The following is a 14,390-nucleotide window of genomic DNA, read 5'->3' on the forward strand; positions in this document are numbered from 1 at the left end:
GGGCGCAAAGGTACAGTTAATTTTCCGATGTGCTTTTGATTGCCTTGATTTGTTTAAATGTAAGCACAAAAAAAATCGGGACTGTATCCCGATTTTTTAAATTCTTATTGATTTGAAATTTATCTTATTTCTGCAAAAGTATCGCCTTGATTGATGTCTCCTGATTTATACCCTTTCATAAACCATGCTTTTCGTTGTGCCGAAGTTCCGTGTGTAAAGGACTCCGGAACAATATGTCCTTGAATTTTAGCTTGAATGGCATCATCACCAACAGCATGAGCCGCGCTTAATGCTTCATCAATATCACCTTCTTCCAAGAAATTGTTCATTTTTTGATTGTAATGCGTCCAAACACCCGCATAAAAATCAGCTTGCAGTTCCAGAGCAACCGATAATTTATTGGCTTCGGCCTGGCTTTTACCTTCTTGCATCTGTCTCATTTTAGCGGAAGTTCCTAATAGAGTTTGTACGTGATGACCAATTTCATGAGCAATTACATAGGCTGTTGCAAAATCACCACCTTCAGCTCCAAATTTTGTTTTCAGTTCTTCAAAAAATGTTAAATCCATATATACCTTTTGGTCAGCAGGACAATAAAAAGGTCCTGAAGCCGAAGTAGCATTACCGCACTTTGTTTCCACAGCTTCGCTAAACAGTACTAATTTAGGATTTGTATAATCCATATTGTTTTCCTGAAAAATTTTTGACCAAACATCCTCATTATCTGCAACAATGGTTTTTATAAATTTACCTTCTTCAATTTCTTCAGATGTTAAAGCTCTTTGTTCAGTAGGAGCACTTTGACCTTGACCCATTTGTTCCAAAATCGGTGTAAGCATTTGGACATTTTCTCCACCAAAAGTGTTTAGTAACAAGATAATTATCCCAATAATTCCACCTCCTACAATTGTTTTTCCACCAGAGGACATCCCTCTTCGGTCTTCTACATTATCACTTTGACGTCTGCCACTCCATTTCATAATCTGTTATTTTTTAATTGTTAGTAAACCTTCGTGATACAAAATTACGTCATTTTAAATATAATTCTTCTTTTTAAATTTAGGTCATTGTACCCATTTCAAAAATGTCTCTTCAATAATTCCTTTGATTATTGGTTTTGGAATGTAATCATTCATTCCTGCATTAAGACATTTTTCTTTTTCTTCTTTTTCTGTACCCGCAGTGATAGCGATAATAGGTACGTTCTGTCCTGATTTCAAATTCCGAATCAATTTTGTGGCTTCATATCCATTCATGATTGGCATTTGGATATCCATGAAAATAATATCTGGATTTATGGCTTCAAATTGTTCGACAGCTTCTTTACCGTTTATAATTTCAAAAATAGCAGGATTTATCAGTAGTTTTTTGATAATGGTTTTGAGTAATAACATATTTACTTTATTATCCTCGACAATCATTACAGTAGTTCCTTTTATATTTTTGATAATCTCACTTTCAATATTTTTAACAGCATCATTTTTAGTACCAACTATTGTACTGTTTACTGTTGGTTGATTACTAGTTTTTAAATCTAAATCAAAATAAAAAGTGCTGCCTAATTCTATAGTGCTTTTCAATTGTAAATGACTATTCATAAGGCCTAACAATTTATTTGAAATTGTTAACCCCAGACCTGTACCACCAAATTTTCGCGTTGTTGAGCTATCTTCTTGAGAAAAAGCCTGAAATATTTTCTTTTTATTTTCTTCCAATATTCCGATTCCGGTATCTATAACTGCGAAGCGAATTGTAGCATTCACCTCATCTATTTTTTCAATAACGGAAACTTCTAATTTTATAGAGCCTTTTTTGGTGAATTTTACAGCATTTGCCAATAAATTGATCAATATTTGTTTTAAACGTACACTATCCACCCAAAAATAGTTGGGTATATCTGGCGCAATATTAAGTTCTAAAATCAATTTTTTATGGTTTGATTCATACAATATCAAATCAATAACTTGGCTTAGCATTTCATTAATGTCATATTTTTCAATATATAAGTCCAGTTTTCCGGCTTCAATTTTTGAGAAATCTAAAATGTCATTAATAATGTCTAATAATGAATGCGCGGATTGATTAACGGTTGTTAAATATTTTTCTTGCGTTTTTCCAAGATTTGTTTTTAGCAATAAATCAGTAAAACCAATGATTCCATTTAAAGGAGTCCTAATCTCATGGCTCATATTAGCCAGAAATTCAGATTTTGCTTTGTTCGCCGCTTCTGCTAATTCTTTTTCTTGAATTACAGTTTCAGTTTGTTTTCTTTCTGTAATATCTATAAAAATGCCTTCAATAAATGCAATCTTTCCTTCTTTATAAATCACATCTCCAAATTCTTCCACCCAAACAACATGGTTGTTTTTGTGTATAATTCGATAGGTTAAATGAATAGCTATTTTATTATCTGTTGCATTTTTTTGTGCTGCAATAGTACTTATTTTATCTTCTGGATGAATTAAATCAATGAAGGATAGTTTATTATCAAGGAAATCGGATTTTGGATACCCAGTCAGTTTTTCAATTTCATCATTAATATAAATCTTTGTGTTTCTTTCATCATAATTTGATAGATAGACGGTACCGGGTATATTATTTGCTAAGAGTCTAAATTTCTCTTCACTTTCATAAATATTGTTTTCATTTTTAATACGCTCAATCGAAGAGGCAATATTACGCGCTAATGTTTGTAAAATATTGACTTCATCTTCTGACCAGAGCCTTTCATTTTTTGTATCGTCAAATCCTAAGAATCCATGAAATTTGTTTTTTACAAAAATTGGAAAAAGGATTAGAGAAACTACATCAACATGAGCTAATTTATTTCTCAAAGAAACATTTTCAATTTTTGGAATTACTGCTTCATAAATTTTATTATTCAAAAGCGGAGTTAATAATTCTTCAAAGTACTCGTGGGGTAAATTCTGAAGTTTTACATTGTTTTCCGTTAGTTTTATATTATGGATTAACCACCTGTATTTTTGACTTATTAATCCAGTGTTTGCATCATTTTCATAGTAATACGCTCTGTGGGATTTGGTTGCCTTACCCATTATAATAAGGACATCAGAGAAAATAGCATTAATATCATTGCTGTTTAAAAATTTTTCTGTACAAAGTGTCATTGCAGACAGCAGTTCACTCTTGTATTCTAATTTCTTCTCAGTTTCATATCTGCTGTGTGAAATTATGTTCAAAGAAATGATATCCGAAATGGCTCTAGCAAAATTAATGTCTTCGTTGTCCCAATTTATTTTTGATTTAGTAGATTCAAGGCACAATACTCCAATAAGCTCTCCATTAATGAAAAATGGAATATCCAGCATTGACTTAACGTCATATTCTAAAAAATAATTTTTAGTGAACTCCGACAATCCAAACTTGTTGAAAACATCTGGTGCACTAATTTGTTTTTTACTTTTTATAGATTCAAAATAGATGGGATATTTTTCCTTTTCTAAAACATATCCTTTACTAAACACATTGTTATCTAAATCATATAAATTTTCGCAAATAATACGATCTTCCGTATATCTCCAATAACTTACCCGATTGCATTTAGAAACTTTCGCTGCTGATTCAATGATTTGCATCACACTGCTATCTATGTTTTTATAATTACTAAAGTTAGTAGTTGATAGTTTTTTAATTGTTTTATCGTATTTTTCAACTTTTTGCTGACGTATTTTATTTTCAGCTTCGATGTTTTTTAATTTTGTAATGTCTCTGGCAATTCCAGAGTAGCCAATTACTTTGTAAGAATCATTTCTACGGATAATTACCTTTTGAGAAATCCATACAATTTCTCCGTTCTTTTTGAATATAGGAATTTCAATAGTTGGAAAATCATTTTTATTTTCTTCTAAATTTCTATAAAAACGCATCATCTCATCGATGTAATCCGTTCTTATAAATTCAGAATAATTTCTAAATAAGATTTCCTGCTCTTCATAACCTAAAATCATCATAGTGAAGTCATTTACAAAAGTAAAGTTACCATTGTCATCTACTTCAAATATGATATCAGTTGCATTTTGAATTAAGTTTTTATATTGGTTTTGTACATTTATAGCATTAGTTACATCTTGACCAATTCCTATAATTAAATCTTCAGAAAATTTTTTATCGTTCCATTGTATGTGTTTGTATTCTCCATTTTTACATTTAATTTTACGGATAAATATCCGATCAACCTTAAATTTAGTATGATAATCTTCCCCGTAGAATTCTGGATCTTCAGTTACTTTCCAGTATCCCAATCCCATAACTTGATCAACCGTATATCCTAAAATAGTTTCTACATTTTCACTGCAAAAAACAATTTCACCTTTTTTATTTGTTGCCAGAATAAGGGAATTTCCTTTGTTAATGATTTGATTGTTAAAGCGAAACTCGATATCAATGTTTAATAATGATATGTGATGAATATAATTTATAATGAGAATTATGGATGAATAAATAAATAATGCAATGTTAGTTTTTAACGGTATTATTTCTAAAAAATGAGCAATACCGAAGAAGATATAAATGGAAGAGACAAAGAACCAGTATGTTTTTATTGGTCGTAACACATTATAAGCAAAGTAAAAACAAACTACAAAAGCGGTTATGGGTATGAAATCAGTTGGAGAATAAATTAAATTCCGGATTATAAAGCAGAAATAGAGTAAGAAAAGCGCAATGAAAACGTCTTTAATATTTTTGAATACAATAGCAGATATGGTACTTATGAAGTATAATAAAATTAAAGAAAATCCAATAATGCAATTGGGTATTAATAGACTGACAGGCCTGATTTTAAAAATTTCAAAAATGACTTCTATTGAAGGGAGTATAATCCCTAAGAAGAGTAAATACAGTTGGTATTCTTTATTTTTAGTGCTAGTTTCTACTCCTTTTTCTAACAATTTGCTTTTTAACGTTGATTTTATAGTATATATGTTATAGGCCAGAAAAATAAATAAAGTAGCATTCACCAACCATAAAAAGGCATTTACTGTAAAAAAAACGGAAACCCAAAATAAAATTAATTTTGAGTTAAATATAGTCAATAGGCTATAGCATAAAACCATAGGGATATTTTAATTAGGTTTAAAAGATTAAATTTAGGATTCAATCTTTGTATCACAATCAATATAAGATTTATTTTTTAATACAAATCAAAATTTTAAAAATAAATTTTTGATTTGTATTAAAAAATAAATGATTTAGCCCTTTATTTCATTTCCTCAAGTTTATCTTCCTTTTCAAATCCAATTATTTCACTATAAGTAGCATAATATAATGAATACATGAAAGGAATTGTAAAAACGATTCCAATACAGCAACCAATTAATCCAACCAAAGTGGCTATGATTCCAATGACAAGTAGTCCTAACAGGACTACAGGTTGTTTAGAAACTATTAAAATACTGGCTTGGATAGCTTCAACAGCTTTTAGATTACCAAAAATAATAAGCGGGATTGTTATTAGCGTAAATAAGGTTACTAGTACTGTAATTATAAATCCAACAAACGGTATTTGAGCATAGTCAAATAATTTGGGAAGGCCTGTACTTAATAAAGTAATTAAAAATGTTGCTATAAATAGTTCTTTAAAATAACGAGCTTTGTAATACTCAAACATGGTTGATACATGAAATTCTTCATCTATTTCGGCGCAATACGCCATTTTTATTAATCCTGCTGAAAATGGACTGAGCAAGCTCGATAGTAAAATTGAGACTCCTGAGAATATTAATATAGAGTTTAAAGTTAAATTTTCGGGTTGTAAATTTTCAGCTTTTAATTTTTCTAAAACAGTTTCGGGATCAAAAAATGTGAAGAGTGCTACAATAGCAAAAATACTCATCAGAATCATAAAAACAAATAACATTAAACCGGCATACAGTGCAATTTTTTTATAATTCTCGAAGGCATGGTTGAAAACATTTCCAAAATCTAATGCGTATCCGTTCTTTCTTATTTCGTCAATTCGGTATTGTGTATTTTTATTCATTTGGTTGGTAAATTTGGTTTGTTAGTTATTATTTTTTAAAATAGATTTCTTCAAAAGGGATTCGGAATCGTTCTCCATATACGCCATTTTCGTCTCTGATTCCACAGCCTAAAATCATGTTTATTTCTGAACGAGCCGGTAAATGTAATAATTTTTTTATCCTCAGCGAATCAAAACCTTCCATTGGACAGGTATCGTAGTTTATAGCTGCCATGCTGATCATAAAATTTTGTGCGGCCAGGCCGGCACTTTTTTGTGCTACAATGCGCATATCGCTTTGACGAGCCTGTCTGTATATCGGTCTAAAAAGTCCAATAATTTGAAAAGTAATAAACTTTATCATTCCAATAATTCCCAAAAAATCAAAGTAAAGAGAAGGAATAATTTTTTGGTAATAGTTTAAAGCAAATTTCTCTCTCTTCGAATAATCAGATTCCGGTTTATTACCGTACTGATTTTTTAAATAATCAATATTCGATTGCACTCTTTTGCGCCATAAATCTTTTCTTGCGACAACAACGACCAATTGTTGTGCTGTTTTAGCTGCATTCTGATTAAAACTCGCGGTAGCTATTTGTCTTATCATTTCGGGAGAAACAACATGATAAAATTCCCAAAGCTGCATGTTACTGCTGGTAGGCGCAAGTGCTGCAAGCTGAATGCATTCTTTTACTTTTTGTTCATCAATAGGCACGTTTTTGAAAACTCGGACAGATCGTCTGTATTTGATGGCTTCACTAACTGATTTTTCATTGGTTACAACCATTTTAATAATTTTTTAATGGATTTTAATTTGTCTTTGTAGGGGGCATAACGCATCGGTAAATCCAGCCAAGTCCCTTTCTTTACAATAGCTTTTTTATGGGAAAAAATATCAAAACTTAATTTTCCGTGATAGGCTCCCATTCCGGAATTCCCTACACCGCCAAAAGGCAGGCGATTGTTGGCTAGATGAATTACGGTGTCATTGATGCAACCGCCACCAAAGGAATATTTTTGCAAAACTTCTTCAATAAAGGATTTGTTTTGGGAGAATAAATACAAGGACAATGGTTTTTCAAAGCTTAAAATTATTTTTTCAACATCCGCTTTTGATTGGTAGGAAATTAATGGGAGAATTGGTCCAAAAATTTCTTCTTGCATGACTAAGCTATCCATCTCAGGTTCGTCTAGCAGAGTAGGAGCGAGGTACAGTGAATCTCTGTTGGATTGTCCTCCAAAAAGTATTTTTTGATTTTCCAATAAACTTAATTGTCGTTGCCAGTTTTTCAGATTAATAATTCGTGCATAATCAGGGGATACTTCCGGATTTGTCCCAAGTGCTTTTTCAATTTCCTGAATAAGGAATTTCACTAAAGTATCTTTTATTTTATGGTGTATCAAAATATAATCAGGTGCAACGCATGTTTGTCCTGCATTTAGAATTTTTCCCCATACAATTCGTCGGGCACTTAATTCTAAATTAGCGGTTTCATCAACAATGCAAGGACTTTTTCCGCCCAATTCCAGTGTAACCGGTGTTAGATTTTCGGCAGCAGCCTTCGCCACTATTTTTCCAACTGCTACGCTTCCTGTAAAGAAGATATAATCCCAACGTTTGCTCAGTAAATTTTGTGCTATAGTGGCATCTCCTGTAATAGCTACGACATGTTTGATATCAAAAGTTTCACGAATTATTTTTGAGAGTATAGCAGCAGTGTTTGGAGTTAGTTCTGATGGTTTTAATGTGACAGTATTTCCTGCTGCAACTGCTGCAACTAATGGACACATGGCTAATTGAAAGGGATAATTCCAAGGAGAAAGAATCAGTACATTTCCATAAGGCTCGCTATAAATGAAATCAGATGATGGAAAATTTAAAAAAGAAGCAGAAACTCTCTTTGGCTTCGCCCAAGAATCAATGTTTTTGATTGTTTCTTTTAAATCACTGATTACATAATTGGTTTCGGTTAAAACAGCTTCAAAGGCAGGTTTTTTAAAATCATCGTATAATGCCTTAATGATTGCATCTTCATATTTGATAAGATTGTGCAGTAATTTGTTCAGGGATTCTTTCCTTGATTTAATATCAGTTTTGTAATTCATAAGATGATTTTAAATTAAAATTACATAATTATTATTTGATTCCAAATTTCTGACCACAGTAAAGAATAAAAAAAACAGGCTATTATTCCTGTTTTATCTGGTATAAGTATGTAAAGTATTGTTTTTGTTACTATTTAATTAAAAAACAGGAAAGTATTAAACTGCATTCCAAATCACATCATCTGGAGTTGGTGCTGTAATTTCTATATTTTCTTTAGTCACAGGATGAATGAACACTAATTTTCTAGCATGCAAATGGATTCCTCCATCATGATTGCTTCGGTCAAAACCGTATTTTAAATCACCTTTTATGGGTGAACCAATAGCTGAAAGCTGTGCCCGAATTTGATGGTGTCTCCCGGTATGTAGATTAACCTCCAGAGCGAAATAATTGTTCAATTCCTTAATGATTTTATAATCTAAACTGGCTAATTTGCTGTCAGGAACTTCTTTTAAATGCGCTTTTGAAGTGTTGTTTTTTTCGTTTCTTTTTATATAATGAACCAACTTATCCTCGGAATTTGCAGGTTTATTTTTGACAATACACCAATACGTTTTTTGAGTTTCACGGTTACTGAACAACTCATTCATTCTGGTCAACGCTTTACTGGTTCGGGCAAAAACGACTATTCCGGTTGTTGGTCGGTCTAAACGGTGTACAACGCCCAGAAATACTTCTCCGGGTTTGTTGTATTTGTTTTTGATGTATTCTTTCACCACATCAGACAATGGTTTATCACCTGTTTTATCACCTTGCACAATATCGCCTACACGTTTATTAATCACAATAAGATGATTATCTTCATGAAGAATTTGCAGGTTATTTTTATTCGAAACTATTTTCATTTTTCAATTCCCCTTTCGGGTTTAGGGGCTTAATATTGTTCGCTGAAATTAGGGAAATCACTTGATTTTACATCGGCAACATATTGACCGATGGCCGTTGTCATTCCTTCGTATAAATTCATGTATCTTCTCAAGAAACGCGGACTAAATTCATTATTCATTCCTAACATGTCGTGAATGACCAAAACTTGACCGTCAACACCGCCACCAGCACCAATTCCAATTACTGGAATCGAAATACTTTGGGCTACTTTTTCGGCTAAATGTGCCGGAATTTTTTCCAAAACCAAAGCGAAACAACCTAATCTTTCCAACAATTTAGCGTCTTCTATTAGTTTATGCGCTTCTTCTTCTTCTTTGGCACGAACGGTATAGGTTCCAAATTTATAAATAGATTGTGGGGTTAAACCCAAATGTCCCATCACTGGAATTCCTGCGTTTAGTATTTTTTTGATTGAATCTTTAATTTCTTTTCCGCCTTCCAGTTTCACGGCATGACCACCGCTTTCTTTCATAATTCGGATAGCAGAACGCAACGCTTCTTTAGGATCTGATTGGTAACTTCCAAAAGGTAAATCTACGACAACCAATGCTCTTTCGATCGCTCTCACCACAGAGGAAGCGTGATAAATCATTTGGTCCAACGTAATTGGTAAGGTGGTTTCATGACCAGCCATTACATTCGAAGCGGAATCGCCCACCAAGATTACATCAATTCCGGCTGTATCAACGATTTTTGCCATGGTGTAATCGTATGCGGTAAGCATGGAAATTTTCTCCCCATTGGCTTTCATTTCAATCAGTGATTTTGTAGTAATCCTTTTATAATCTTTTTTAGCGACAGACATATTTGTTGTTTTAAGATTGTAAAGGTAATAAAATGTATATTTTTAACTCAAAAATGTAACAGTAATGTTTTTTATGTACCAATTAATTTAAAAAAAGTAATTATGCGTAAAATAGTAGTATTGATAGTATTGTTCATATCGGCCAATGCTCAGGCTCAAAATCAAGAAATTCAAAAAGTAATTGAAACTTTTTTTGAGGCTTTTCATGCCAAAGACACTCTGAAATTAAAGGTGCTTTGTGACGAAACAATGATTTTACAATCCATTAGTGAAAATACGAAAGGCACCAAATTATCCAATGAAAAACCAGCAGCATTTTTTAAATCGGTAGCTTCTATCCCTGCGGAAGTCAATTTTCAGGAAAAAATACTGAGTTACTCCATCCAAATTGATGGAAGCATGGCGCACGCTTGGACGCCGTATGAGTTTTATGTGAATGGTAAATTAAGTCATAAAGGAGTGAATGCCTTTACGCTCTTCAAAAAAGATACTCCCGAAACTTCGGGATGGAAAATTGTTCATCTTATTGATACGAGAAGAAAGTAGCTATGGTTTGCTCTTTTAAAATGTTTTAGCAGATATACATAACCGTTTTATCCAATATATTTTTTATAAAGAAAAACATAGAAAATGGCTATCATAACCGAAATAAAATTGCCCACTAAATAAAAATCATTGTATAAAGACTGCTTTATTTTATCTTGTTCATCGTCCCTTTTTAATCTTGTGGCCAATTTTAAGGCACCAAATAAAGTTAGTGCATGTGGGTAATCATTGATCATTGAAACTAATAAAAAGATTCGTTCAACGATTCCTTTAAGAATTGATTTATAATCTATAAGTTTATTTTTCCGAATTGTTTTTGGCGTGATAACATAATAAAATATGCCTAAAAGTATTTCTGTAGAAAGAATGAAAACCATAAATCGAAATATATCCATGCGCTTATTTTATTGAGGTAATTGTATGAATTATATTTTTTGTAGCATTATAACTTTCCATCTGTAATGTTTTTTCTCTTTTCCATATTAAGGAGCGAGTTTTATTCATTTTTTCAGAAACGATTTTATAGTCTTTTAATTGTATAAAATTTGATACTAATTCATAGTCCTTTTCTAAAGACCATTTGTCTTTAATATTTTCAAAAATTGTGAAAGCATCATTCAAAATACTTCGCTGTAATAAATTGTCTATAGTAATGTTAAATCTAAATTTTTTATATTTCGAATCATTCAGTTTTAATCTTGCTTCCGTTAAACCGCTTCCCAACATTTCATAAGCAATCTTTTCATTTACTGGTGTTTCTATTTCACCTTGATTCAAAACATACCTTAATTTAAAATTTAATTTTTTGTGAATACAATTTTCCTCTAAAGTAAGAATAATTTGAATTGATGTGGCTAAGTTTTTTATGACGCCTTGAAATTCATCACCCAAAGTAATAGTCAAGGGGGATAATATATCCGCTTTATAGATTTCATTTATCTCTTCTATTAGATTTTTGAAATCTTCCATTAGTGGTTTTTGCTCTTTTTTACCACTATCAATAATATCCGCCATTAAAATGTAATGTTTCATAAAAAATGAAATTATGTATTTTATTTCAAAAATAGTGAAATAATTAATATAATTTCATCTTTAGTGAAATTAAAAGTAGGATTTAAAGGAAGATAAATTTAAATTGTAAAATCTGAAGATAATTTAACAAGACTAATTAATACGCGTCGTCATTCAAATCTGATTCTTCTTCCTTTGCTTTTTTGAAATCATTATTTAAAAAATGAGTATACTCTTTTTTATCTTTTTGATTTTTTCTAATAAGAAATACAATCAAAATAAGTACACAAATAATTACAATACTAACTACTATCCAATTGATTTCCATTATTTTTGATTTAAGAATAAAGATTAAATCTACTATTAATAGTTGGATTTTAGAGTGAATGTATTTTAAATTTGTGTTATGTATATAAAAGAACTATTTATGATGTTTGGCAAATTTTGTTTAAAAATTGGGTAACAATTAGTTAATTTTATTTTTCAAATCTAAACCGCAATCATGCAAAATTCTTGCGCACCGTACTTGATTTCCATATGATAATTATCAATCCAATAATTATAAATGGAATACTTAAGATTTGACCCATATTCAATGCCATTCCATTTTCAAAATCGACTTGATTTTCTTTAAAGAATTCAATTATAAATCGCGCTAAAAATAATAATGTTAGAAAAACACCAAATAGTATTCCATTATTTTTCGCTGCAATTTTCGATTTGTAAATTATAAATAGAATTGTAAAAATTAGTAAATAGGAAAATGCTTCGTAGAGTTGCGTTGGATGTCTAGGAATTAAATCGTCCTTTTGAAAAATTACACCCCAATTTCCATTTGTTGGTTTTCCATAGATTTCAGAATTCATAAAATTTCCAAATCTTATAAATGCAGCTGTCACTGGAACTCCAATTGCAATTCGGTCCAAAATCCATAGCATATTTACTTTGAACTTTTTGCAATACATTAGGATTGCAATAAATACTCCAATTGTTCCACCGTGACTTGCTAAACCAGCGTATCCAATAAATTTATAGGTTTCGCCAACTTTTTTGATTGGTAAAAGTATTTCTATTGGGTTTTTTAAGAAATAATCAGGCTCATAAAAAAAGCAATGTCCAAGTCTTGCTCCTAAAAGAGTTCCAAATACAATATAGACTAAAAGGTTATCTAAATCTTGAACAGGCATATCTTCTTTAATATAAATACGCTTAACAATATAAAACCCTAAAAGTAATCCGCAGGCAAAAAATAATCCGTAATATTTTACAGGAAAACTATTAGTGATCCAAAAAATCTCAGAGTCAACATTCCAATTAATTATTGTATTCATTTTTTCTATTTACGATTTTTGATAGTATAGCACACAATTGATAAAGCAAGTATAGTTAAAAATTTAAAATTCAAATAATCTATTGATTTATAATTTTTTACATCTTAAAAAGCACGCAAAAAAAGCATCTGAATTTTGGTATTATCAATTTTATTTTTGGATATAAAAGATTTTCTTTAAACCAAAGACGTCATTTTATACCTATAAAAAAAAGCGATTTTAAATAAATAAATTTAACAATCCGCCATATTCACTGCAATCGCTAATCCTCCTTCGGAAGTTTCTTTGTACTTGTTGTTCATGTCTTTAGCCGTTTGCCACATCGTGTCGACTACTTTGTCCAAAGGTACTTTTGCGTTTTTTGGATCAGTTTCTAAGGCTAGTTCAGCGGCATTAATCGCTTTTATGGCGCCCATCGTATTTCGTTCAATACACGGAATCTGAACTAAACCACCAATAGGATCACAGGTTAATCCCAAGTGATGTTCCATAGCAATTTCGGCAGCCATTAAAACCTGTTCAGGAGTTCCGCCCATCAATTCGCATAAAGCAGCCGCCGCCATCGAGGAAGAAACGCCTATTTCAGCCTGACAACCGCCCATTGCTGCAGAGATTGTAGAACCTTTCTTGAAAATACTTCCTATTTCACCGGCAACCATCAGGAATTGTTTGATTTCTTTTTCTCCGGCATTGTGGTTTTCAATTACTAAATAATACATCAAAACGGCAGGAATTACTCCCGCACTTCCGTTTGTTGGAGCCGTAACTACACGTCCTAAGGCTGCGTTTACTTCATTTATCGCAAGGGCAAAACAAGAAACCCATTTCAGGATTTGGCGAAATTTTACTTCCGTTTTTCTGATTTCTTCAAGCCAGGTTTGTGGCGAATCATAATTGGCTAAACCAATCAGGTTTTGGTGCATATCAAAAGCGCGGCGACGCACGTTTAATCCGCCGGGAAGAATCCCTTCGGAATGGCAGCCAATGTACATGCATTCGAGCATGGTTTTCCAGATGCGCATCAATTCATAATCGATAACCGCTTCGGTGCGCATTGATTTTTCGTTTTCATAAACGATTTCTGATATGGATTTATTCTCTTTTTTGCAAAAATCTAACAGTTCAGCTGCTTTCTCAATTGGATAAGGAAAAGCACATTTTATTTGTGTTTTCTTCTTGGCGTTAATGCGTTCTTCTTTGACCACAAATCCGCCACCAATAGAATAAAAGGTGGAAACGTATTCGCTGTCATCCGTCATATACGCCGTAAAAGTCATTCCATTGGCATGAAAAGGAAGGAAGTTTTTATTGAAAACAATGTCTTGAAGGAAATAAAAAGGAATTGGTTTTTCGTTTCCTAAATTGATTTCGTTTTTTGATTCAATGGATTTTATAATCGCATCAATATTTTCAACGGGAATGTATTCCGGATCTTGTCCGCTTAAACCTAACATTACGGCTAAATCTGTGGCGTGGCCTTTTCCGGTCAGGGAAAGTGAACCATATAAATCTATTTTTACCCGATTTACAACAGGAAGTAAATTTTCATTTCTCAATTCACTAAGAAAGCGTTCGGCTGCTCTCCAAGGTCCAAGTGTGTGCGAACTTGAAGGTCCGACACCAATTTTTAGCATATCAAAAACTGAGATACATTCTTCCATTTGTTGTATGAATTTTGTTGTCTGCAAATATAATAGAATGTAGCAATGATACTACTTCAAA

At 31.9% G+C, this 14,390-nt stretch carries 13 protein-coding genes; 1 reads left to right on the forward strand and 12 read right to left on the reverse strand.

Features of this window, described 5'->3' with window-relative positions; genetic code table 11:
- Positions 1–119: 119 nt before the first annotated feature.
- From ypfJ to panB, 7 genes are all read right to left on the reverse strand, one after another.
- On the reverse strand, positions 120–980 hold the full coding sequence (ypfJ, locus tag BC952_RS07435; RefSeq protein WP_121365007.1) for a KPN_02809 family neutral zinc metallopeptidase: 861 nt from the start codon (positions 978–980) through the stop codon (positions 120–122).
- 84 nt (positions 981–1,064) lie between these two features.
- Entirely contained in the window at positions 1,065–4,574 is a 3,510-nt protein-coding gene (locus tag BC952_RS07440; protein WP_244200119.1) for a PAS domain S-box protein, read from the reverse strand.
- 644 nt (positions 4,575–5,218) lie between these two features.
- Positions 5,219–6,001 (reverse strand): DUF2189 domain-containing protein, encoded by a 783-nt coding sequence (locus BC952_RS07445; RefSeq protein WP_121365009.1) that lies wholly within the window; start codon positions 5,999–6,001, stop codon positions 5,219–5,221.
- A gap of 28 nt (positions 6,002–6,029) precedes the next feature.
- Positions 6,030–6,767 (reverse strand): nitroreductase family protein, encoded by a 738-nt coding sequence (locus tag BC952_RS07450; protein WP_121365010.1) that lies wholly within the window; start codon positions 6,765–6,767, stop codon positions 6,030–6,032.
- Positions 6,758–8,086, reverse strand: a complete 1,329-nt coding sequence (locus tag BC952_RS07455; RefSeq protein ID WP_121365011.1) for an aldehyde dehydrogenase — start codon at positions 8,084–8,086, stop codon at positions 6,758–6,760. Before BC952_RS07455 ends, BC952_RS07450 begins: the two co-directional genes overlap by 10 nt.
- 156 nt (positions 8,087–8,242) lie before the next feature.
- Entirely contained in the window at positions 8,243–8,932 is a 690-nt protein-coding gene (locus tag BC952_RS07460) for an RluA family pseudouridine synthase (protein ID WP_121365012.1), read from the reverse strand.
- Between the two features lie 29 nt (positions 8,933–8,961).
- Positions 8,962–9,780 carry a 3-methyl-2-oxobutanoate hydroxymethyltransferase gene (panB, locus tag BC952_RS07465; RefSeq protein WP_121365013.1) on the reverse strand — a complete coding sequence of 273 codons (819 nt, stop codon included), beginning with the start codon at positions 9,778–9,780 and terminating at the stop codon, positions 8,962–8,964.
- Between the two features lie 102 nt (positions 9,781–9,882).
- Between panB and BC952_RS07470 the strand changes: the two genes are divergently transcribed.
- Complete coding sequence (locus BC952_RS07470; RefSeq protein ID WP_121365014.1) at positions 9,883–10,326, forward strand: nuclear transport factor 2 family protein; 444 nt, start codon at positions 9,883–9,885, stop codon at positions 10,324–10,326.
- Between the two features lie 47 nt (positions 10,327–10,373).
- Here the strand turns inward: BC952_RS07470 and BC952_RS07475 are convergent, their stop codons facing one another.
- The 5 genes from BC952_RS07475 to BC952_RS07490 all read right to left on the reverse strand — a co-directional run bounded on the left by BC952_RS07475 (position 10,374) and on the right by BC952_RS07490 (position 14,329).
- The gene (locus BC952_RS07475) at positions 10,374–10,721 is read right to left on the reverse strand and encodes a hypothetical protein (protein ID WP_147405267.1); all 348 of its coding nucleotides are present in this window, start codon (positions 10,719–10,721) and stop codon (positions 10,374–10,376) included.
- 4 nt (positions 10,722–10,725) lie between these two features.
- Positions 10,726–11,358, reverse strand: a complete 633-nt coding sequence (locus BC952_RS07480) for a SatD family protein (RefSeq protein WP_121365016.1) — start codon at positions 11,356–11,358, stop codon at positions 10,726–10,728.
- Positions 11,359–11,494: 136 nt separating this feature from the next.
- Positions 11,495–11,665 carry a hypothetical protein gene (locus tag BC952_RS14845; protein WP_167445726.1) on the reverse strand — a complete coding sequence of 57 codons (171 nt, stop codon included), beginning with the start codon at positions 11,663–11,665 and terminating at the stop codon, positions 11,495–11,497.
- A 172-nt stretch (positions 11,666–11,837) separates the two neighbouring features.
- Positions 11,838–12,668, reverse strand: coding sequence for a prolipoprotein diacylglyceryl transferase (gene lgt, locus BC952_RS07485; protein WP_121365017.1), 831 nt, complete (start codon positions 12,666–12,668; stop codon positions 11,838–11,840).
- A 233-nt stretch (positions 12,669–12,901) separates the two neighbouring features.
- Positions 12,902–14,329: an L-serine ammonia-lyase gene (locus BC952_RS07490; RefSeq protein ID WP_121365018.1), complete on the reverse strand. Its 1,428-nt coding sequence runs from the start codon at positions 14,327–14,329 to the stop codon at positions 12,902–12,904.
- Positions 14,330–14,390: the final 61 nt, after the last annotated feature.

Origin of the sequence: Flavobacterium limicola, assembly GCF_003634755.1 — a bacterium.
GTDB classification, from domain to species: Bacteria; Bacteroidota; Bacteroidia; order Flavobacteriales; family Flavobacteriaceae; genus Flavobacterium; species Flavobacterium limicola.

Coding starts and splice junctions, on each gene's coding strand:
- BC952_RS14845 (WP_167445726.1), bottom strand. CDS start 11,665: ATGGAAATCAATTGGATAGTAGTTAGTATTGTAATTATTTGTGTACTT.
- BC952_RS07445 (WP_121365009.1), bottom strand. CDS start 6,001: ATGAATAAAAATACACAATACCGAATTGACGAAATAAGAAAGAACGGA.
- BC952_RS07470 (WP_121365014.1), top strand. CDS start 9,883: ATGCGTAAAATAGTAGTATTGATAGTATTGTTCATATCGGCCAATGCT.
- lgt (WP_121365017.1), bottom strand. CDS start 12,668: ATGAATACAATAATTAATTGGAATGTTGACTCTGAGATTTTTTGGATC.
- ypfJ (WP_121365007.1), bottom strand. CDS start 980: ATGAAATGGAGTGGCAGACGTCAAAGTGATAATGTAGAAGACCGAAGA.
- BC952_RS07490 (WP_121365018.1), bottom strand. CDS start 14,329: ATGGAAGAATGTATCTCAGTTTTTGATATGCTAAAAATTGGTGTCGGA.
- panB (WP_121365013.1), bottom strand. CDS start 9,780: ATGTCTGTCGCTAAAAAAGATTATAAAAGGATTACTACAAAATCACTG.
- BC952_RS07455 (WP_121365011.1), bottom strand. CDS start 8,086: ATGAATTACAAAACTGATATTAAATCAAGGAAAGAATCCCTGAACAAA.
- BC952_RS07475 (WP_147405267.1), bottom strand. CDS start 10,721: ATGGATATATTTCGATTTATGGTTTTCATTCTTTCTACAGAAATACTT.
- BC952_RS07450 (WP_121365010.1), bottom strand. CDS start 6,767: ATGGTTGTAACCAATGAAAAATCAGTTAGTGAAGCCATCAAATACAGA.
- BC952_RS07480 (WP_121365016.1), bottom strand. CDS start 11,358: ATGAAACATTACATTTTAATGGCGGATATTATTGATAGTGGTAAAAAA.
- BC952_RS07460 (WP_121365012.1), bottom strand. CDS start 8,932: ATGAAAATAGTTTCGAATAAAAATAACCTGCAAATTCTTCATGAAGAT.